Raw genomic sequence first — 20,437 nt, forward strand, 5'->3', positions numbered from 1 at the left:
TAGTAGGGGCTCAGGTGAACCGGAACAAGCGCAGCGCGCACACCGCGGAGACCCCGCCCCACACCGCGAGCACCGCGATGCCGAACCAGTCCACCGACAGCGTCATGGCCTGGCTCAGCGCCTCGGTGAGCGCGCCCGATGGCGTCAGCCGGGCCACCCAGGCCAGGGCCGACGGCACGGCCTCGGTCTCCAGTGTCAGCGCGCCGAAGCCCGCGAACACGAACCACAGCAGGTTGGCCAGCGCGAGCACGATCTCCGAACGCAGCGTCCCACCCAGCAACAGGCCCATCGCCGCGAAGCCCGCGGTGCCCAGCGCGATGATCACCGCGCCCAGCGCCAGGCCCGCAAGCGGGGGACGCCAGCCCAGCGCGACGCCGATGGCGCCGAGGAGGACCGCCTGCAGGAACACCACGGCCACCACGGCCAGTGACTTGCCCGCGATGATGCCCCAGACCGGAAGTGCCGTCGCGCCAAGGCGTTTCAGTGCGCCGTAGCGGCGGTCGAACGCGACCGCGATGGCCTGGCCGGTGAACGCGGTGGAGATCACCGCGAGCGCCATGATGGCAGGCGTGAACGCGCCGGCCCGGTCGTCGCCGAACGAACCCAGCGGCAGCAGCGTGAGACCGATCAGCAGGGTGATCGGGATGAACATCGTCAGCAGCAGTTGTTCGCCGTTGCGCAGCAGCAGGCGCAACTCCAGGCCGAACTGCGCGGCGAGCATCTTCTGCACGGTCGCGGGCCGCGGGTCGGGCGTGAAGGTTCCTGGCGCGAACCGGTTGGCCGCTGGGCTCGTCACGATCGCAACTCCCGTCCGGTCAGGTCGAGGAAGACGTCTTCGAGGCTGCGCTGCTCGACGCGCATGTCGGTGGCCAGCACGTTGACGCGGGCACACCACGCGGTCACCGTCGCCAGCACCTGCGGATCGATGTGGCCCTCGACCAGGTACTCACCGGGTGCGGCCTCGACGGCGTTGTAGCCCTCGGGCAGTGCGGCGACCAGAAGCGACAGGTCGAGCTTGCGGGGTGCGCTGAACCGCAACTGGTTCTCGGCGCCGCTGCGCATGAGCTCGGCCGGTGTGCCGGTGGCGACCGCGACGCCGTGGTCGATGATCACGATGCGATCGGCGAGTTCCTCGGCCTCGGTGAGCTGATGCGTCGTCAGCACCACGGTGACGCCGTCGCGGCGCAGCGCGTCGATCAACTCCCACACCACGATCCGGGCGTGCGCGTCCATCCCGGCGGTCGGTTCGTCGAGGAACACGAGTTCTGGACGCCCCACCACAGCGCAAGCGAGCGCGAGGCGCTGCTGCTGGCCGCCGGAAAGGCGGCGGTAGGTGGTGCGCGCCGAGTCGGTGAGCCCGAGGGTGTCCATGAGCCAGGCCGGGTCGAGCGGGTCGGCCGCATACGAGGCGACCAGGTCGAGCATCTCGCCTGCGCGCGCGGCCGGGTATCCGCCGCCACCCTGCAGCATGACGCCGATGCGTTCGCGCAGCCGGGCGTTGTCGGCGATCGGGTCGAGCCCGAGGATCCGGATGCTGCCCGCGTCGGCGCGCACGAATCCCTCGCACATCTCGACCGTGGTGGTCTTGCCCGCGCCGTTGGGGCCCAGCAGTGCCAGCACCTCGGCGCGCTGGACCTCAAGGTCCAGTTCGGACACCGCGGTGGTGGACCCGTACCGCTTGGTGACCCCGCGCAGTAGTACAGGAACGTCCGGAGAACGTGTTGAGCTGGCGGCGTCGGAACGCCCGGAACGCGGTGTCACGGGGATTCAGCGTAGGCGTCGTCGGCTGGGGCCGGTTGCTCTGGTGGTCGGGCGGGCGGCTCTGGCGCGGGACGCCACGGCAACCGCCGGTAGGTCAGGGCGATCAGCAGCAGCACGGTGACCGCGCTCGCCAGGGTTGCCATGACGATCTGGAACAACGTGAACCGGTCTCCGTTGGCCGTGGGCCCGAAGATCCCGACGATCAGCGTGATCGCGATGGTGGCCCCGCGGAAACCGGGCCGGGTCGCCCATGCGGCCAGCGGGATGATCGCCCACAGCAGGTACCAGGGTTGCACGACCGGGAACAGCAGTACGGTGCCGCCGAGCGCGACGCCGAGGCCGCCGACCGGGTGCAGACGTCCGCGCAGCACCGCGAACAGCAGCCAACTGACCAGGATCGAGATCATGAACACACCGATGGCGCGGGTCAGGCCCAGCACCGCGGTGGTGTGGTCGCCGAGGCCGAGCAGGATCCCGACCTGACCGGTGCCGAGCGCGATGAGCGTGGGCGGCGACATCCAGCTGCGCACCACGTTGGCGGTACCGAGCGTGAACAGCCAGCCGAAGCCGAGGCCGCTGGCCCACCCGATGACGGCCATGACCGCCAGCGAGATGGCGCCGAGCGACGTACACGAGATCACGAACGCCTTGACCGTGCCGCCCCACCGCCAGGCCAGGGCCATCGCGACGAAACCCAGCGCGAGCAACGAAGGAAGTTTGACCTGTGAGGACATCGCGATCAGCACGGCGCCCAGGACGAGCATCGCCATGGGCTGCCATCGCTGCCACTGCGCGCGGCCGCTCGGCCAGGCCGGCGGGCGCGGCAGCAGCGGCTGGGCGGCGTCGATGCCGCGCAGCGCGAACTCGGTGCCCGCGAGCATCAGCCCGAGCATGAGCGCCTCGTTGTGGATGCCTGCCACCAGATGCATGAACAGCAGCGGGTTGCACGGTCCGAGCCACAGTGCGCTGACCTCGGCGACGCCGCAGCGGCGGGCCAGGCGAGGAGTCGCCCACACGATCAGCCCGACGCCGATCAGCACCACCAGCCGGTGGCACATCACGGCCTCGACGATGTTCTCACCGGTCAGCGCCGAGATGCCCTGACCGATCCACAGGAACAACGGCCCGTACGGCGCGGGCGTCTCGCGCCACAGGTTGGGCACCGACAGCGTGAACACGTGGTCGAGGCCAAGGCCCGTCGCGGGGCCCACCCGGTACGGGTCGAGGCCCAGCACCGCGATCTCGCTCTGCGCCAGGTAGGAGTACACGTCGCGGCTGTACATGGGCGGCGCGATCAACAGCGGCACGGTCCACAGCATCAGCGTGTGGTCGAGCTGGCTGCGGGACATGCGCCGCTTGCCCAGCGTGTACCGCCCGAGCATGAGCCAGGCCAGCGCCATCATCACCGCGCCGGTCGTGGTCATCGTGAGCGACACCGTCTGGATCCGCGACGGCAGGTTCAGGAGGCGCACCCCGAACGTCGGGTCCTGCACCACGGGGCGTGCGCCCGCGCCGAGCGCGCCGATGGCCATGAGCACCGTTCCCGTCGCGCCGAACAGCCGGGTACGGCGCATCGACAGGATTTCGGCGTCGTCGAGGGGCGAGGCGACCGCGTGTTCGTCGCCGTGCCACCGGGCGATCGACGAGCTGAAGGACGACAGGCGGCTGGCCATCACAGCAGCGTAACCGGCGCAGAATACGATCCACTCCAGCTGACGGTGGCCGATGTCACGTAAGGGTGCCCTTGGTGGAACCGCCGGACGAATTCCGTCACAATGGTGTTGTGAAATTACGCGGAGGCGCCACGAGTCCGGTCGCGACCGGTCCGTCGGTTCCTGCTGCCGACGAGGTTCCCGGCGTGATTTCCACAGCGGACGGCCAGACCCGGCGGGCCATCATCAAGCTGCTCCTGGAGGGCCCCATCACCGCGGGCCAGATCGGTGAGCGGCTCGGGATCTCCGCCGCGGGCGTGCGCCGCCACCTCGACGCATTGATCGAGGCGGGCGACGCGCAGGCCAGCGCCGCCGCGGCGTGGCAGCACACCGGCCGGGGCCGCCCCGCCAAGCGGTACCGGTTGACCGCGGCGGGACGGGCCAAGCTCGGTCACAGTTACGACGATCTGGCCGTCGCCGCGATCCGGCAACTGCGGGAGATCGGCGGAAAAGACGCGGTGCGCACGTTCGCCCGACGCCGGATCGACACGATCCTCTCGGGAGTAACCGCGGGGTCCGGTGATGTTGCACAGACTGCCGAGCGTGTGGCGGACGCGATGACCAAGGCGGGCTACGCGACCACCACGGCACCGGTGAGCGGGCCGATCCGCGGCGTACAGATCTGCCAGCACCACTGTCCGGTGTCGCACGTGGCCGAGGAATTCCCGGAACTGTGCGAGACGGAGCGCGAGGCGTTCGCCGAGATCCTCGGCACCCACGTGCAGCGCCTGGCCACCATCGTCAACGGTGACTGCGCGTGCACCACCCACGTCCCGCTGGACCTCGACCCGCCCGGCGAGCACGCAGACCACCCGAAAGACGTCCGGAGCACAGCCCGCGACCGGACGACCACCCCTAGCGATCAAGGAGCGTCGACATGACGACCACCCCCGAGACAGCACCACTGACCCAGGAAGAGACCATCGCGTCCCTGGGTAAGTACGGCTACGGCTGGGCGGATTCCGACGTTGCCGGCGCCAGCGCGCAGCGTGGTCTCAACGAGGCGGTCGTACGCGACATCTCGGCCAAGAAGAACGAGCCCGAGTGGATGCTCGACATCCGGTTGAAGGCGCTGCGAACCTTCGACAAGAAGCCCATGCCGACCTGGGGATCGGACCTCGACGGCATCGACTTCGACAACATCAAGTACTTCGTGCGGTCCACCGAGAAGCAGGCGGCCTCGTGGGAGGAACTGCCCGAGGACATCCGCAACACCTACGACAAGCTGGGCATCCCGGAAGCCGAGAAGCAGCGCCTGGTCTCCGGTGTGGCCGCGCAGTACGAGTCCGAGGTGGTCTACCACCAGATCCGCGAGGACCTCGAGGCCCAGGGCGTCATCTTCCTCGACACCGACTCCGCGCTGCGTGAGCATCCCGAGATCTTCAAGCAGTACTTCGGCACCGTGATCCCGGCCGGCGACAACAAGTTCTCGGCGCTGAACACCGCGGTGTGGTCGGGCGGTTCGTTCATCTACGTCCCGCCGGGTGTGCACGTCGACATCCCGCTGCAGGCCTACTTCCGGATCAACACCGAGAACATGGGCCAGTTCGAGCGCACGCTGATCATCGTCGACGAGGGTGCCTACGTGCACTACGTCGAAGGATGTACCGCGCCCATCTACAAGAGCGACTCGCTGCACTCGGCCGTCGTCGAGATCATCGTCAAGGCCGGCGGCCGCTGCCGCTACACGACCATCCAGAACTGGTCGAACAACGTCTACAACCTGGTCACCAAGCGTGCCCGCGCCGAGGCGGGCGCCACCATGGAGTGGATCGACGGCAACATCGGCTCCAAGGTGACCATGAAGTACCCGGCCGTGTGGATGACCGGTGAGCACGCCAAGGGCGAGGTGCTCTCGGTGGCGTTCGCCGGCGAGGGCCAGCACCAGGACACCGGTGCCAAGATGCTGCACCTCGCGCCGAACACGTCGAGCAACATCGTCTCGAAGTCGGTCGCGCGAGGCGGCGGACGCGCGTCCTACCGCGGCCTGGTCCAGGTCAACAAGGGAGCACATGGGTCGCGCTCCTCTGTGAAATGCGATGCGCTGCTGGTCGACACGATCAGCCGGTCCGACACCTACCCGTACGTCGACATCCGCGAGGACGACGTGACGATGGGTCACGAGGCCACGGTGTCCAAGGTCAGCGAGGATCAGCTGTTCTACCTGATGAGCCGCGGGCTGACCGAGGACGAGGCCATGGCCATGGTGGTCCGCGGCTTCGTCGAGCCGATCGCCAAGGAACTGCCGATGGAATACGCGCTCGAGCTCAACCGGCTCATCGAGCTTCAGATGGAAGGTGCGGTCGGCTGAGTATGGCTTCGCAACTCACACAGGCGTCCGAGGGTTCCGCGAAGAGCGGCTCGGTGCTCAACCTGAACAAGGGCGAGGTCTTCACCTCGTTCGACGTCAACGCCTTCGAGGTCCCGCACGGGCGCGACGAGATCTGGCGGTTCACGCCGCTGCGGCGGCTGCGCGGTCTGCACAACGGCACCGCGGGCGCCGACGGCAAGGCGACCGGCAGCGCGCTGATCGAGGTCAGTGAGCGCCCCGGCGTGACGATCGAGACCGTCGAGCGCGGCGACGAGCGCCTAGGCCAGGGCGGCGTTCCCGCCGATCGTGTCGCCGCACAGGCATTTTCGTCGTTCAGCAACGCGACGGTGGTCACCGTCGGTCGCAACGTGCAGGTGGACGAGCCCGTCGAGATCACCATCACCGGTCCCGGCGAGGGCAACACGGCCTACGGGCACGTGCAGGTCCGTGTCGAGGAACTCGGCGAGGCCGTCGTGGTGATCGACCACCGGGGCAGCGGAACCTACGCCGACAACATCGAGTTCGTCGTCGGCGACGCCGCGACGCTCAAGGTGGTGTCGATCGCCGACTGGGCCGACGACACCGTCCACGTCAGCACGCACCACGCCACGCTGGGCAAGGACGCGGTGCTGCGGCACTTCGCGGTCACGCTCGGCGGCGACGTCGCCCGGCTCACCGGACGCGTGCGGTTCGCGGCACCCGGCGGCGACGCCGAACTGCTCGGCCTCTACTTCGCCGACGACGGTCAGCACTTCGAGTCCCGGTTGCTCGTCGACCACGCCCAACCACACTGCCGCTCACACGTGACGTACAAGGGTGCGCTGCAGGGCGATCCGGCATCGGACAAGCCCGACACGCACACCGTGTGGGTCGGCGACGTGCTGATCCGCGCCGAGGCCACCGGCACCGACACCTACGAGGTCAACCGCAACCTGGTGCTGACCGACGGGGCGCGTGCCGACTCGGTGCCCAACCTGGAGATCGAGACCGGTGAGATCGTCGGCGCCGGACACGCAAGCGCCACCGGCCGATTCGACGACGAGCAGTTGTTCTACCTGCGGGCCCGCGGCATCCCCGAGGATCAGGCGCGCCGTCTGGTGGTGCGCGGGTTCTTCGGCGAACTGATCCAGAAGATCGCCGTGCCCGCCGTCCGCGACCGCCTCACCGCGGCCATCGAACACGAACTTGAGCTAACCGAAGGAATCAAGCACTGATGAGCACCCTGGAAATCAAGGACCTCCACGTCAGCGTGGCCGCCACCGAGGGGACCGAGGAGATCCCGATCCTCAAGGGCGTCGATCTCACCGTGAACTCGGGGGAGACCCACGCCCTGATGGGTCCCAACGGCTCCGGCAAGTCCACGCTGTCGTACGCGGTCGCGGGCCATCCCAAGTACACCGTCACGTCGGGCTCGATCACGCTCGACGGGCAGGACGTGCTGGAGATGAGCATCGACGAGCGGGCGCGCGCCGGGCTGTTCCTGGCGATGCAGTACCCCGTCGAGGTTCCCGGGGTGTCGATGTCGAACTTCCTGCGCACGGCCGCGACCGCGGTGCGTGGCGAGGCCCCCAAGCTGCGGCACTGGGTCAAAGAGGTCAAGGCCGCGATGGACGAGCTCGAGATCGACCCGGCGTTCGGTGAGCGCAGCGTCAACGAGGGCTTCTCCGGCGGTGAGAAGAAGCGCCACGAGATCCTGCAGCTGTCGTTGCTCAAGCCCAAGATCGCGATCCTCGATGAGACCGACTCAGGCCTGGACGTCGACGCCCTGCGTGTGGTCAGCGAGGGCGTCAACCGCTACGCCGCGGCCACCAATGGCGGCGTGCTGCTGATCACGCACTACACGCGCATCCTGCGCTACATCCAGCCGCAGTTCGTCCACGTGTTCGTGGGCGGGCGCATCGTGGAATCCGGTGGGCCCGAACTCGCCGACGAGCTCGAACAGAACGGATACGTGCGCTTCACGCAGGCAGCAGCCGCAGGGGCCTGACGGTGACGGCCGCGAAGACGCTCGACGTGACGGCGATCAGGGCCGACTTCCCGATCCTGAGCCGGGTGATGCGCGGCGGAAATCAGCTGGCGTATCTGGATTCCGGCGCGACGTCGCAGAAACCGCTGCAGGTGCTCGATGCCGAGCGTGAGTTCCTGCTGACCTCCAACGGTGCCGTGCACCGCGGCGCGCACCAGCTGATGGAGGAGTCCACCGACGCCTACGAGCAGGGACGCGCCGACATCGCGGCCTTCGTGGGTGCCGACCCGGATGAGCTGGTGTTCACCAAGAACGCCACCGAGGCCATCAACCTGGTGGCATACGTGCTGGGGGACAAGCGTTTCGAGCGGGCGGTCGGTCCCGGTGACGTCATCGTCACCACCGAGGTCGAGCACCACGCCAACCTGGTTCCGTGGCAGGAACTCGCCGAGCGTACGGGTGCGACGCTCAAGTGGTACGGCGTCACCGACTCCGGGCGCATCGACCTCGACTCGCTCGAACTCGACGAACGCGTGAAAGTCGTTGCGTTCAGCCATCACTCGAACGTCACGGGTGCCGTCGCGCCGGTCGCCGAACTGGTGTCGCGGGCCAAGGCGGTGGGTGCGCTGACCGTTCTGGACGCCTGCCAGTCGGCGCCGCACCAGCCGGTCGACCTGCATGCGCTCGACGTCGACTACGCGGCGTTCTCGGGGCACAAGATGCTGGGCCCCACCGGCATCGGCGTGCTCTACGGCAGGCGGGGCCTGCTCGACGCGATGCCGCCGTTCATCACGGGCGGTTCGATGATCGAGACCGTGACGATGGAGAAGACGACCTTCGCGCCGGCGCCGCAGCGTTTCGAGGCAGGCACCCCGATGACCTCGCAGGTGGTCGGACTGGCTGCCGCGGCAAGGTATCTGACCGCTCTGGGCATGCCTGCCGTCGAGGCGCACGAGGCCGAACTGGTCGCGGCGGCCCTCGAAGGGCTCGCCGGCGTACCCGGCGTGCGCATCATCGGGCCGACCGCGATGGAAAACCGCGGATCCCCCGTGAGTTTCGTGGTCGACGGGGTCCATGCGCACGACGTGGGCCAGGTCCTCGACGACGACGGCGTAGCGGTACGCGTCGGGCACCACTGCGCCTGGCCGCTGCACCGCCGGTTCGGCATCGCGGCGACCGCGCGGGCATCGTTCGCGGTGTACAACACCCTCGACGAAGTGGACCGCCTGGTGGCAGGCGTGAAACGTGCTGTGGAGTTCTTTGCGTGAGACTTGAGCAGATGTACCAGGAAGTGATCCTGGACCACTACAAGCATCCGCATCACCGCGGGTTGCGGGAGCCGTTCGGTGCCGAGGTGCACCACGTCAACCCCACGTGCGGCGACGAGGTGACCCTGCGTGTCACGCTCAGCGACGACGGTGAGAGCGTCGAGGACGTCTCGTACGACGGCCAGGGCTGTTCCATCAGCCAGGCTGCCACCTCGGTGCTGACCGATCAGGTGATCGGCCAGAGCGTGGGCGATGCGTTGAAGACGGTCGACGCCTTCACCGAGATGGTGTCGTCGCGCGGCACCGTCGAGGGGGACGAGGACGTGATCGGTGACGGCATCGCATTCGCCGGCGTCGCGAAGTACCCGGCACGTGTGAAGTGTGCGTTGCTGGGCTGGATGGCTTTCAAGGCGGCCGTGGCCGAAGCGCGGCCTTTGGACGAAACGCACGCAACGCTGGCGGAAGCCGGTGAGAGGGAGGACAACCGATGAGCGAGCCTGCTTCCGAGGAGCTGCTCTTCGACATCGAAGAGGCCATGCGCGACGTCGTCGATCCCGAACTCGGCATCAACGTCGTCGATCTCGGTCTGGTGTACGGCATGAACGTCGAGCAGGGCGAATCCGGCAAGGTCGCGTTGATCGACATGACGTTGACCTCGGCCGCGTGCCCGCTGACCGACGTGATCGAGGACCAGTCGCGCACCGCGCTGGTGGGCGCCGGTCTGGTCGACGAACTGCGGATCAACTGGGTGTGGAACCCGCCGTGGGGACCGGACAAGATCACCGACGACGGGCGCGAGCAGTTGCGCGCACTCGGTTTCACCGTCTGATCAGTCGTTCGGCAGTAGCACTCGCACCTCGTACGGCGCGAGTTCGACGGAGCCCGAATCCGGTGCAGTGACCGTGATGGGTGCGCCGGTCTTGTTGATGATCAGAAGTTTTCGTGTCCCGTCCGGTGTGATGAACCCCTGGGCGTGCACTCGCGGGTCGGGGTGACCCTGGCGCCCGGTGATCGTCGGGACCACGGCATCCCCGGGCCCGAAGTGCCGCAGCAGGTAGGCCAGGGCGTCGTACCGCGCATTGGGTTTCCCGGTCTCCCAGTCGATCAGGCTGGCGCCGGGGATCATCGCGGGATAGTCCATGAACTCGGCGACGCCCACCAGGTCGATACCGAGTTCGACCAGTCGCACCCACAGGTAGGACTGCACCGCGGCGCTCAACGCCCAGTACTCGTCGGAGATGACGGGCTCGGGGTTCATCAGGTCGGCAGGGAACGTGCCGATCTCGTTGATGAACGTCAACGTCTCGGGTGCGATGCGGCGCCGTATGGAGTCGATCAGGCGGACCTGCTCGACGAATCCGTCGGCCTGCGCGAAGTAGATGTCGCGCCAGTGACTTTCCGGTGCGTTCGGTTCGGGGCGCAGCGGATCGACGATCTCCGGATGAGCGTAGAAGTGGAACGACATGGCGTCGGGTGCGGTGCCGTGGCGATGATTGGCGGGATCGAGGAACGTCCAGAAGTATTCGGGGTTCTGGTGCTTGTGGGTCAGGGACAGCCCGACGAACTTCATCTCCGGGTCGAGCGGGCGCAACCGGTCGACCACCGCGTCGAACAGGGCGGTGTAGGTCTGCGGTGACATGCCGCGCATATCGGGTTCGCACAGCACCTCCCAGAATGCGAAGCGGTAGTGATGTCCCGATTCGTGCCACTGCCCGTGCTCGTCGGTGAATCCGCCGGCGATGTACCAGCTCGCAACCCGGTAGAAGTAGTCGGCCACCTCGGACATGGTCGGGTCGCGCAACTCGGTGCCGCGCTCGTAATCCCAGACGATGGTGTCCGGATCCTCGGGCACCGCAACGGGATCGGTGAACATCCAGGCGGGAATGGTCGCGAAGTTGGCCACCACCGGTCGGCCCTCGGTCGCCGCCATGACATCCTCGACGAACGGGTCGAGCAGGCCGAAGTCCCAGTGCGTGGTCTCGGCGGTCGGTGGACTCAGTTGTGCCACCGACAATCTGGGGTGGGAGAACCACGGCAGGAACCGCACCAGGTCGGCGCGCAGGTCGCGCAGCGCGCCGAATGCGCGTGAGTGGATCGGTGACCCCCGGCGCAGCGGGGGAGCGGTCCATACGTGCGTGGTGAGGGTGGTCCGCGACAGCCGGGTGGTGGTCTCCCAGCGGACGTCGATGCCGACCGTCACGCGTGCCCTGAAGACGTGGCCGGGAAGCCGAGAGCCGGCAGGATCGCCTGATCGACGATCGCCTCCAGCGCGGAGCCGTCGGGAAGCTCCCCTGTGTCGATCTGGTGCTTGATCACCAACGCCTCACCGATATCGCAGACGATCGGGGTGACCGATCGCGGAGCGATCTCACCGGTGGCCGCGTAGTGCTCGATCACGGTCTGGGTGAAACGGTTGCCGTGGGTGCCGAAGACGTCGCGGTACAGCGCGTCGACCAGATCCGGTCGTCGGCGGCGTTCGGCGAGAACGGCCGCGACCGCCGGGGCGGCCGGGCCGGACAGCCAGCGCGTCAGCTGATGGAGTGACCGTAGGAGATCGTCCCGAAGGTGACCGCCCTCGACGGTGACTTCCTCACGGGGACAGGCCGCGGCGAGGGCGTCGATCAGCAGATCGTCCACCGACGCCCAGTGCCGGTAGACCGATGTCTTGGCCGCCGACGCCCGGCGGGCGACGCCCTCGACGGTCAGCCCCGCCAGTCCGGCGACCGCCACCTCGGCCAGCGCCGCGGCTCGGCAGTCCGCCTTGAGTTGGTCTCCGGTTCGCCGCACGGGGCCACGATAGCTACGCAGTCATAGCTACGCAACCGTATCTATCATCAGAGCGCCGCGGCGGCGGCGCGCAGGCGTCCCTCGAGATCGCCGACGCCCGACAGGTACAGCGGCCCCGCGCCGTCGGCCAGCAGTTTGCGCAGCCGGGCGACACCCCTGGCGTCGACGCGTCGCGGCCTGAGCAGGCGCTCGATGATGTCGTGGATGGTGGCTTCGGCGGCTCTGATGTTCGCCACGTGAACGGGCACCCGAGGCGTCATCCATACCCGCCGCTCATGAGCGTCGGTGAGGAAACGGCTCAGCGTCCGTGCGAGGCAACGCCTTTCGTGGTCGGATTCCAGACGCGCGGCGTGGATGGCCAGCGCGGACCCGGGTTTCCCGACGAAACCCAGCGATATTTGGTCGTCGTAGCGGCCCGCGCACAGCCGTGCGGTGAGCCTTGTGGTCAACGACCCGGTGCCTGCGCTTGTTCTGAGAGTGTCTTGTGTGTATGACATGGGGAGTCTCCTTGCGATCGAGTGGGGTGCGGCATGAGGAACTGGGGCATGCCGTAGGAGCGGATGTGCCGTGGGGTCTCGCGGCAGTGCGGATCCTCCGCCACCGCCGTCCACATCTCGGTGCCACATCCCGCCAGGGCCAGCGAGCCGGTCAGGAGTGCGGCTGCAATCGGCCGCTTCACGTCGGCACCGCCTCGGTGGGGGCGGCCGAGTACAGCGCGTCGATCTCGGCGGTGTACTTCTTCGCGATCTGTGAGCGTTTGAGCTTCATGGTCGGGGTGAGTTCGTCGGAGCCGGGCAACCACTGGGTGGTGAGCACAACGAAGCGCTTGATCTGCTCGACCCGGGACAGTCGCGCGTTGGCCCGACCGACGTACGCACCGACCGCGGTGTGCAGATGCTCCGCCGTCGGGAAGTTCTCGGCCTGGGCGGGATCGACGACGATCAGGGCCACGTTGTACGGGCGGCCGTCGCCGATCACGCACGCATGCTCGACGAGAGGCGAACCGAATTCGCGAACCCGCGCTTCGATGTTCGCCGGTGACATGTTCTTGCCACTGGAGTTGATGATGAGATCCTTCTTGCGGTCGACGATCCGGACCCGGCCGCACCCGTCGATGCGCGCGACGTCTCCGGTGTGCAGCCAGCCCCGCTCGTCGAGCGCCTCGGCGGTCGCGTCGGGACGGTCGCGGTACCGGGCCATCACCGACGGGCCGCGGATCAGGAGCTCGCCGTCGTCGGCGACGCGAACCTCGTTGCCCGGCAACGGTCTTCCCACCGATCCGACGTCGTCGACGTCGGCGATGAGGACCGGACCCGCGGTCTCGGACATGCCGTAGGTTTCACGCAGCGGGACGCCGAGTTTGTGGAAATACTCGACGACACCGGTAGGGCAGGGCGCCGCACCGGTGAGCGCGACCTCGATGCGCGCGAGGCCGATGTTGCGCCGGACGCGGAACTTGTCGGCGCCCGATTCGAGATCGCTTGCGGTGATTGCTCTGAGCTTCTCCCAGATGCGTGGGGGTGCGAAGAAGATCTCGGGTTGCACGTCGCTGAGCATGGGGATGAGGCGCGTCGCGTCGGGGCAGCAGACCACGGTGGAACCGGCCAGGATGTGCGCGTAGTGGGTGGACACGCGCTCGGCGATGTGCGCCATCGGCAGGTAGGAGACCGACCACATGTCGCAGCGTGCCCCGATGTGGTCGACGATCTCCCGGGTGGCGCTCATGATGTTGTGATGGGTCAGTTCAACGCCTTTGGGCGCGCCCGTGGTTCCGGAGGTGTAGATCACCGTCGCGATGTCCGACGGCTCCGCGCGGCATGCATCGAGTGCTTCGTCGACGTCGATCGACTCACCTTCGGCGACCAGGTCTGTCCACGACGGCGTGCCGACGGTGATGACCGTCGATGCCGTCAGGTCTGAGAGGTTCACGGCCGCGCGCAGCACCCGCACGAACCGGGGTTCGGTGATCAGGATGCGGCACCGCGCATTACGCAGGATCTCCGCAAGCTGTTCGGGGGCTGACGTGGGGTACAGCGAGAACGGTGTCGCACCCGCGAGCAGTGTGGCCATGTCGGCGATGTGGAACTCGGGGCGGTTGGTGAGCATGAGCCCGACGGTCTCACCGCGCTGCAGGCCGGTTGCTCTCAGTTTCGCGGCGGCGCGCAGCGCGGCCGTGCCGTACTCGCGCCAGGTGAACGCCGTCTCGAGTCGCTCGTCGCGGATGGCGACCGCGTCGCCGAGTTGGCGAACACGGGACGCGAAGATCTCCACGATGGTGGCATCGTCCCGTGTGGCGGACCCGCCGGACATGGCGAATACTCTCTGTCGACCGGGACTCGACAGGCGATCGGAAGGCGGCATCTTTCACTCTCCAGCTCGGGGTAGATCGTGTTACGAACGGGTGAACGCCGTTTCGCAGGCTTCGGTTCACTGCGCGGACGACGGCGGATATCACACAGTCAACGGGCCTGCACGCCAACGGAAAAGGCAGAGGAGTTCATAGGCGAAAGCGGGCCACCCTGAGGACAGGAAAATTCGCTGCGCGAGGTAAGAAACGCTGTTTCGCCGACGTGCCGTGCGGGACGGTCTCTCGTGTGCTGCATCCTGGCCAGTCACCCGCGGCTGTGAATACACTGTGCGCATGGCGCGCCGAAACGATCCGTTGGCGGAGTTTCTGCGCACGCACCGTGAAAAGCTGCAACCCGACGACGTCGGGCTGACCAAGGGGCATCGTCGGCGGGTGGCCGGTCTCCGGCGCGAAGAGGTCGCAGGCCTGGCCGGTATCAGCACGGACTACTACCACCGCATCGAGCAGGGGCGTGAGCGTCCGTCCGATCAGGTGCTCGATGCGCTCGCGCGGGCTCTGCTGCTGAGCCCCGATGCGACGGTGTACATGCGCAATCTGGTGGCGGGGCGGTCACCCGGCCAGCGCCTGGACAGCAGTGCCAGATCGTTGAATCCCGCGCTGCAGGGCCTGATCGACGGCTGGCCGCAGTCACCGGCGCACATCCACGACGCCACGGCGACCGTGGTGATGGCCAATCCGCTCGCCGCGCGGCTGTCGCCGAGTTTCGCCCATGGCGGTAACCCGCTGCGCAGCCTGTTCCTCGAGGAGCGCAGCCGCGAGTTCTACCGAAACTGGGAAGGGCTGACCGCGTGGGCGGTTCGCTGGTTGCGGGATTTCACCGGGCATCACCCCAGCCCTGGGCTGGACGCGATCGTCGACGAGTTGAACCGCGAGAGTGAGCGATTCCGTACCCTGTGGGCCTCCTACGACGTCAAGAAACACACCCGTGGGCTCCTTCTGGTCAACCACCCCGATGTGGGCCCGCTCGATCTGCACTTCCAGCACCTGAGCCTGCGGGGCAGCGAGTTCATCATGGTCACGTATTGGGCCGAGCCGTGCTCGCCGTCAGCCGAGGCGCTGAACCGGTTGATGGGCTGATCGGAACCGGACCGACTGGTTGTCGTGAGACCAGGAAAGGTTCGGCCTGGCAACCGCACATCGGTCTGGCCACCCTGGGGGGTAGTGAAGCCCTACTCCAGACGGGACCGAAACCATATGCTGCGGTTGGGAAATTCGTTTGTGCAGAACCCGCACGAGGTGTACGACCGGCTGCGCCGCAGTGGGCCGGTGCAGCGGGTCGAGATGTGGGGCGGCGTGCCGGTGTGGCTGGTCACGCGCTACCAGGAGGCACGGAACCTGCTGACCGACCCACGTATCGGCAAAGACGGGGCCGCCGCGAGTGCCCTGTTCCCGCCGGGGACGGACGGGTCGATCGGTACGGTGCTCGGCGACAACATGCTGTTCCGGGATCCGCCCGACCACACGAGGTTACGGCGGTTTGTCACCTCGGCGTTCACCGCGCATGCGGTACGCCGGCTTCGCCCCACGATCGCCGGCTTCGCCGACGCCCTCCTCGACGACATCGCCGCGTCGGTGCCCGGACAGGTGGACCTGTTGCAGGCTTTCGCCCAGCCCCTGCCCGTTCAGGTGATCGGCGAGTTGCTCGGTGTCCCGGAACGCGACCGGGAGCTGTTCGCGGCGCTGGTCGTGCCGATCTTCACCAGCACTGATACGACGGTGTTGCGAAGGGCGCAAAAGGAATTGACGCTACTGCTCACCGATATGCTCGCCGAGAAGCGGCAGTCTCCGGCCGACGACGTGCTCAGCAGCCTCGTGCACCGGCGCGACGGCACCGATCAGCTGAGTGAGGCCGAACTGCTCGGCACCGCATTCCTGCTCATCGTCGCCGGATACGAGACGACGGTGAACCTGCTCGCCAACGGAATACTCGCGCTCCTGCGCAACCCGGAACAGTTGCGGGCGGTTCGGGCGGACCGGTCGTTGCTGCCGCGCGCGGTCGAGGAGGCTCTGCGGTTCGAGAGTCCGCTCAACACCGCCACGGTCCGCTACACCAGCGCACCGGTCACCGTCGGGGACGTCGAGATCCCGGCCGGTGAACTGGTCGTGATCGGCCTGCTGGCCGCCAATCACGACGACAAGCAGTTTCCCGATGCGCACCGGTTCGACGTCTCCCGTACGCACAACCGGCATCTCGCCTTCGGATACGGCGTGCACCACTGTGTCGGGGCGCCGCTGGCACGGATGGAGGCCGAGATCGGATTCGACCGGCTGCTGTCTCGCTTCGAGGTGATGGAACTGGTCGATTCGGGACCGCCGCGGTACCGGCCGAGCACGCTCATGCGGGGTGTGGAACGTCTTCCGGTGATTCTCGGTTACCCGCACGACATCGCATCCACAATGAGGGAGTGGTCGGGATCCCTGCCTTCGTCTGGCGAGGCGGATTCGTCTTTCGCGCACTGATCACCGGGATCGGTGCCGGTGGGTTCCTCGGTGCGCTGGCCTGGATCGACTCGGGACGGTGGCTCGCGGGCCTCGGGTGTTCGTCATCCTGGCGCTCGCGTGCGGGACGTGGGCCCCGCTGCGCATGGCGCGGTACTGGCCGGCCGGGGCCGGCCTCGACGGCGCCGACCGCGCGGCCGTGGTGCGCGCGGCCCGCACCGGGCGGCGCATCGGCGACCCGCGGCTTCGCGCGGGCGCGCAGGACTACGCCGCCGGGATGCGTGCTGCCGCCGACAACGCCAGGATGTGGCGGCCCCTGATCGTCTTCCTGCTCGCCGTGGCGGTCGTCGTCGCGGTGTGGGACACCCTGGCCGGAACATGGGGCAACGCCGTCGCGTCTGCCGTCTACCTGGTGCTGCTGATACTCGAGGTGTTCTGGTGGCCCAGACGGCAGGCGCAGCTGCTGACCAACGCCGATCGGGCCTGTGGATGAAGACGTGTCTGGGGACAATTCGCCTCCGCAAACCCGTTCGGCGAGGAGATGACGCGTTCCTGGCGGCCTTCTTGTCACAAGTCGTCGTTAGCTTTCGCGCAACAGGGGAGAACCCTCCCCGTGCAGCGGAAGGCATCACATGCAGCACATCACCGAGCCCGACCTCGAAACCGAAACCGAAACGGACGCCGCCCGATTGCGCGCCGCGTTCGAACGCGACCTGGGCGATCCGGCCCGCTGGTTCCCGCCGCCGGGATATCCGGATTCATTGGCGCTGTGCATCATCGACGCGATCTACTCCTCCGGGGCACGCCACAGCATGACCGAGAAGGTCATCGGGCGCTACCGTGAACACCGTCGCGCACTCGGCGGCGACCCCGACCGCGACGGCGCGGTCGAACTGCTCGGAACGTTCGCCGACGTCGGGGGAGCCCAGCAGTGGGCGTCGCAGATCGGCAACCGCAGGCCGACGTCGACCGCACCAGATGCGCCGCTGCGGGCAGCCGCCGTCGCTGATGCGGCGGAAGCGCTTGTCGCCATGGGAATCTCGACGGCGGATGACCTTCGGTCGGCAGCCGGCGCGGAACAGCTTGAGCCGGTCAGGACGGCGTGGTGTGGTGTGCCGGGGCAGCGCTCGGGGGTGACGTGGAGCAACCTGCTGAAACTCGCGGGGCTGCCCGCGCCGGGTGCGGGCCGGCTGGTCGTCGGGTACGTCACCCGCGAACTCGGTCCGGCCTCGCCCGAACGCGTCGCAGACCTCATCCGTGAGGTCGCCGACCTGGCCGGGTGGGAGGCCGGCCGGTTGGACCACGCCATCTGGAGTCACGAGGCGGGGCTGCAGTGTCAGCAGGCGGGCTGACTTCCGACCACCGTGAGCGGAACGGAATCGTCGGGCGCATCCACGTGTTGCGCCAAGGGTGACTGATTCGCTCGACACCTCGCTCGATACGTTGTTCACCCCGCTGAGCGTGGGAACCATGCGGATTCCCAACCGCTTCGCGATGGCACCGATGACGCGGCGCGCCTCACCCGGCGGTGTGCCGGGAGCCGATGTCGCCGAGTACTACGCGCGTCGCGCAGCGGGCGGGGTCGGCCTGATCATCACCGAGGGTGTGCGCCTGGCCGACCCGGTCGCCGCGTGGCCGCACAGCATCCCGACACTGGCCGGAGCGGACGCGGTGGCCGGGTGGCGTGCGGTGACCGACGCGGTACACGCGCACGGATCCGTGATCGCGGCACAACTGTGGCATCAGGGCGCCGAGCGCGACGACAGCGACGGCCTGCAGCCGGTGAGCCCGTCGGGTGTCAACAGAGTGGGGGCGGCTCGTGGGCGCGCCCTGCGCGGTGACGAACTGCCCGGCGTCGCAGCGCAGTACGCCGCGGCTGCGCGCAACGCCGTCGACGCCGGGTTCGACGCTGTGGAGTTGCACGGTGCCCACGGTTACCTGCTCGACGAGTTCCTCTGGGACAGAACGAATCAGCGCACCGACGGGTACGGGGGATCGCTGGCTGCACGCACCCGGTTCCCGGTCGAGGTGGTGGCGGCCGTACGTGCCGTGGTGGGGCCCGAGTTCCCGATCATCTACCGCTTCTCGCAGTGGAAGGCCAACGCCTACGACGCCCGCATCGCCGAGGATCCGGCCGAACTCGAGGCGATTCTGGGTCCTCTGGTCACCGCCGGGGTCGACGTCTTGCATCCCTCGACCCGCAGGCACTACCTGCCCGCGTTCCCCGGATCGGATCTGAGCCTGGCCGGGTGGACCAGGAAGATCACGGGTATCCCCGTGATCGGTGTCGGATCGGTCGGGCTGGCCACCGAATTCCGGCCGGGACGTCGCGACGGGGACATCATCGCGGCCGCACCGGTCGAGAAGGTGGTGGAACAGTTCGCGGCCGGTGAGTTCGACATCGTCGCCGTCGGACGGGCGTTGCTGGCCGAACCCGCATGGGTCAACCGGTTACGCGACAACTCGCTCGACGGTTTCGCCGGCTACCACGCTGAAACAGCGCTGGCCAGGCTCTACTGACAATATGGTGGGAACAGGCTGTCCCACCCCGGCGTTAGGAAAATTGTGAGCACGCTAGACATCACCGCAGAACAGTTCAACGACACCGTCAACGACAACGAGATCGTGCTCGTCGATTTCTGGGCCTCGTGGTGCGGGCCGTGCAAGGCGTTCGCGCCGACGTTCGCGGCATCGGCCGAGAAGCACCCCGACGTGGTGCACGCGAAGGTCGACACCGAGGCCGAGCAGGCGCTGGCCGCCGCGGCCGACATCCGGTCGATCCCCACGCTGATGGCCTTCAAGAAGGGCAAGCTGGTGTTCAACCAGGCTGGCGCGCTGCCGCCTGCGGCGCTTGAGGACCTGGTGCAGAAGATCAAGGAATTCGACATCGACGCGGCCATGCGCGAGCAGGCAGCGCAGGGTGGCGCCGAAGAGGTGTGACCGGCCGGGCCGTGTGCCCGGATCCGCGGCGAGCACGCGATAGCGTGCTTGTCCGTGACTGACGACACTCGCTTTGTTCTACTGGACCGGTCGCGGCCGGGCGTGGCCCTCGTGACGCTCAACCGCCCCGAGCGGATGAACTCGATGGCGTTCGACGTCATGGTGCCGCTGCTGGAGCTGCTGGGCGACCTTCGCCACGACAACTCGGTGCGTGTGGTCATTCTCACCGGCGCCGGGCGCGGATTCTCCTTGGGCGCCGACCACAAGTCGGCGGGCTCCGTGCCGCACGTCGACGGTCTGACCCGCCCGACGTACGCGCTGCGGTCGATGGAAGTGCTCGACGACGTGATCCTGGCGCTGCGCCGGCTGCACCAGCCCGTGATCGCCGCGGTCAACGGCGCGGCCATCGGCGGGGGATTGTGCCTCGCGCTGGCGTGCGACGTCCGGATCGCTGCTCACAGCGCCTATTTCCGGGCGGCCGGGATCAACAACGGCCTCACCGCGAGCGAGCTGGGCCTGTCGTATCTGCTGCCGAGGGCGATCGGCACGTCACGCGCCTTCGAGATCATGCTGACCGGACGCGACGTCGACGCCGCGGAAGCCGAGCGCATCGGTCTGGTGTCGCGCACGGTCCCCGACGACGACCTTCTCGAGACCTGTTTCGAGATGGCCCAGCGCATGCGCGGGTTCTCGCGACCGGGAATCGAGTTGACCAAGCGCACACTTTGGAGTGGACTGGACGCCGCTAGTCTGGAGGGGCACATGCAGGCCGAAGGCCTGGGCCAACTCTTCGTGCGTCTGCTCACCGCAAACTTTGAGGAAGCGGTGGCCGCGCGCGCCGAGAAGCGCCCCCCGGCATTCACCGACGACAAGTGACAGCACGAG

The 20,437-nt window shown here is 67.9% G+C and carries 21 protein-coding genes; 14 read left to right on the forward strand and 7 right to left on the reverse strand.

Annotation, left to right across the window (positions count from 1 at the left end; translation table 11 throughout):
* Positions 1 to 10: 10 nt before the first annotated feature.
* Genes AT701_RS15640 through mptB form a run of 3 tightly spaced genes read right to left on the reverse strand, consistent with a single transcriptional unit; the run spans position 11 to position 3,434 of the window.
* Positions 11 to 796, reverse strand: a complete 786-nt coding sequence (locus AT701_RS15640; RefSeq protein WP_011728827.1) for an ABC transporter permease — start codon at positions 794 to 796, stop codon at positions 11 to 13.
* Complete coding sequence (locus AT701_RS15645) at positions 793 to 1,761, reverse strand: ABC transporter ATP-binding protein (RefSeq protein WP_011728828.1); 969 nt, start codon at positions 1,759 to 1,761, stop codon at positions 793 to 795. The genes AT701_RS15640 and AT701_RS15645 overlap by 4 nt, the downstream gene beginning before the upstream one ends.
* Positions 1,758 to 3,434, reverse strand: a complete 1,677-nt coding sequence (gene mptB, locus AT701_RS15650; RefSeq protein ID WP_003894507.1) for a polyprenol phosphomannose-dependent alpha 1,6 mannosyltransferase MptB — start codon at positions 3,432 to 3,434, stop codon at positions 1,758 to 1,760. Before mptB ends, AT701_RS15645 begins: the two co-directional genes overlap by 4 nt.
* A 110-nt stretch (positions 3,435 to 3,544) precedes the next feature.
* Here mptB and AT701_RS15655 point away from each other — a divergent pair, with 110 nt between their 5' ends.
* From AT701_RS15655 to AT701_RS15685, 7 genes are read left to right on the forward strand one after another with little or no spacing between them, the layout of a single operon-like run.
* The gene (locus AT701_RS15655; protein ID WP_413232156.1) at positions 3,545 to 4,354 is read left to right on the forward strand and encodes a helix-turn-helix transcriptional regulator; all 810 of its coding nucleotides are present in this window, start codon (positions 3,545 to 3,547) and stop codon (positions 4,352 to 4,354) included.
* Positions 4,351 to 5,784: a Fe-S cluster assembly protein SufB gene (gene sufB, locus AT701_RS15660; RefSeq protein ID WP_003894509.1), complete on the forward strand. Its 1,434-nt coding sequence runs from the start codon at positions 4,351 to 4,353 to the stop codon at positions 5,782 to 5,784. The genes AT701_RS15655 and sufB overlap by 4 nt, the downstream gene beginning before the upstream one ends.
* Before the next feature lie 2 nt (positions 5,785 to 5,786).
* Positions 5,787 to 6,998, forward strand: a complete 1,212-nt coding sequence (sufD, locus tag AT701_RS15665) for a Fe-S cluster assembly protein SufD (protein ID WP_011728831.1) — start codon at positions 5,787 to 5,789, stop codon at positions 6,996 to 6,998.
* Positions 6,998 to 7,771 (forward strand): Fe-S cluster assembly ATPase SufC, encoded by a 774-nt coding sequence (sufC, locus tag AT701_RS15670; RefSeq protein ID WP_003894511.1) that lies wholly within the window; start codon positions 6,998 to 7,000, stop codon positions 7,769 to 7,771. The genes sufD and sufC overlap by 1 nt, the downstream gene beginning before the upstream one ends.
* Positions 7,772 to 7,773: 2 nt before the next feature.
* The gene (locus tag AT701_RS15675) at positions 7,774 to 9,018 is read left to right on the forward strand and encodes a cysteine desulfurase (RefSeq protein WP_003894512.1); all 1,245 of its coding nucleotides are present in this window, start codon (positions 7,774 to 7,776) and stop codon (positions 9,016 to 9,018) included.
* Positions 9,015 to 9,509, forward strand: coding sequence for a Fe-S cluster assembly sulfur transfer protein SufU (gene sufU, locus AT701_RS15680; protein ID WP_003894513.1), 495 nt, complete (start codon positions 9,015 to 9,017; stop codon positions 9,507 to 9,509). The genes AT701_RS15675 and sufU overlap by 4 nt, the downstream gene beginning before the upstream one ends.
* A complete protein-coding gene (locus tag AT701_RS15685) occupies positions 9,506 to 9,847 on the forward strand; it encodes a metal-sulfur cluster assembly factor (RefSeq protein WP_003894514.1) in 342 nt (113 codons plus the stop codon). Before sufU ends, AT701_RS15685 begins: the two co-directional genes overlap by 4 nt.
* On the opposite strand, the gene AT701_RS15690 is transcribed toward AT701_RS15685, so the two are convergent.
* From AT701_RS15690 to AT701_RS15705, 4 genes are all read right to left on the reverse strand, one after another.
* Positions 9,848 to 11,218: a hypothetical protein gene (locus tag AT701_RS15690; protein WP_058126163.1), complete on the reverse strand. Its 1,371-nt coding sequence runs from the start codon at positions 11,216 to 11,218 to the stop codon at positions 9,848 to 9,850. It abuts the gene before it with no gap.
* A complete protein-coding gene (locus tag AT701_RS15695; protein ID WP_058126164.1) occupies positions 11,215 to 11,805 on the reverse strand; it encodes a TetR/AcrR family transcriptional regulator in 591 nt (196 codons plus the stop codon). The genes AT701_RS15690 and AT701_RS15695 overlap by 4 nt, the downstream gene beginning before the upstream one ends.
* A gap of 47 nt (positions 11,806 to 11,852) precedes the next feature.
* Positions 11,853 to 12,302 (reverse strand): hypothetical protein, encoded by a 450-nt coding sequence (locus AT701_RS15700; protein WP_058126165.1) that lies wholly within the window; start codon positions 12,300 to 12,302, stop codon positions 11,853 to 11,855.
* Between the two features lie 178 nt (positions 12,303 to 12,480).
* On the reverse strand, positions 12,481 to 14,115 hold the full coding sequence (locus tag AT701_RS15705; protein ID WP_058126166.1) for an AMP-dependent synthetase/ligase: 1,635 nt from the start codon (positions 14,113 to 14,115) through the stop codon (positions 12,481 to 12,483).
* Between the two features lie 331 nt (positions 14,116 to 14,446).
* Here AT701_RS15705 and AT701_RS15710 point away from each other — a divergent pair, with 331 nt between their 5' ends.
* From AT701_RS15710 to AT701_RS15740, 7 genes are all read left to right on the forward strand, one after another.
* Positions 14,447 to 15,250: a helix-turn-helix domain-containing protein gene (locus AT701_RS15710; RefSeq protein ID WP_058126167.1), complete on the forward strand. Its 804-nt coding sequence runs from the start codon at positions 14,447 to 14,449 to the stop codon at positions 15,248 to 15,250.
* 117 nt (positions 15,251 to 15,367) lie between these two features.
* Entirely contained in the window at positions 15,368 to 16,633 is a 1,266-nt protein-coding gene (locus AT701_RS15715; RefSeq protein WP_058126168.1) for a cytochrome P450 family protein, read from the forward strand.
* 58 nt (positions 16,634 to 16,691) lie between these two features.
* Positions 16,692 to 17,105: a hypothetical protein gene (locus AT701_RS15720; protein ID WP_223495571.1), complete on the forward strand. Its 414-nt coding sequence runs from the start codon at positions 16,692 to 16,694 to the stop codon at positions 17,103 to 17,105.
* A gap of 139 nt (positions 17,106 to 17,244) precedes the next feature.
* Positions 17,245 to 17,964, forward strand: coding sequence for a DUF8548 family protein (locus AT701_RS15725; protein ID WP_058126169.1), 720 nt, complete (start codon positions 17,245 to 17,247; stop codon positions 17,962 to 17,964).
* 118 nt (positions 17,965 to 18,082) lie between these two features.
* Complete coding sequence (locus AT701_RS15730) at positions 18,083 to 19,132, forward strand: oxidoreductase (protein ID WP_058127634.1); 1,050 nt, start codon at positions 18,083 to 18,085, stop codon at positions 19,130 to 19,132.
* Positions 19,133 to 19,177: 45 nt separating this feature from the next.
* Positions 19,178 to 19,552, forward strand: coding sequence for a thioredoxin (trxA, locus tag AT701_RS15735; RefSeq protein WP_003894525.1), 375 nt, complete (start codon positions 19,178 to 19,180; stop codon positions 19,550 to 19,552).
* A 48-nt stretch (positions 19,553 to 19,600) separates the two neighbouring features.
* A complete protein-coding gene (locus AT701_RS15740; protein WP_058126170.1) occupies positions 19,601 to 20,428 on the forward strand; it encodes an enoyl-CoA hydratase in 828 nt (275 codons plus the stop codon).
* Positions 20,429 to 20,437 lie beyond the last annotated feature (9 nt).

The sequence above is a fragment of the Mycolicibacterium smegmatis genome (assembly GCF_001457595.1).
In the GTDB taxonomy this organism is placed as follows: domain Bacteria; phylum Actinomycetota; class Actinomycetes; order Mycobacteriales; family Mycobacteriaceae; genus Mycobacterium; species Mycobacterium smegmatis.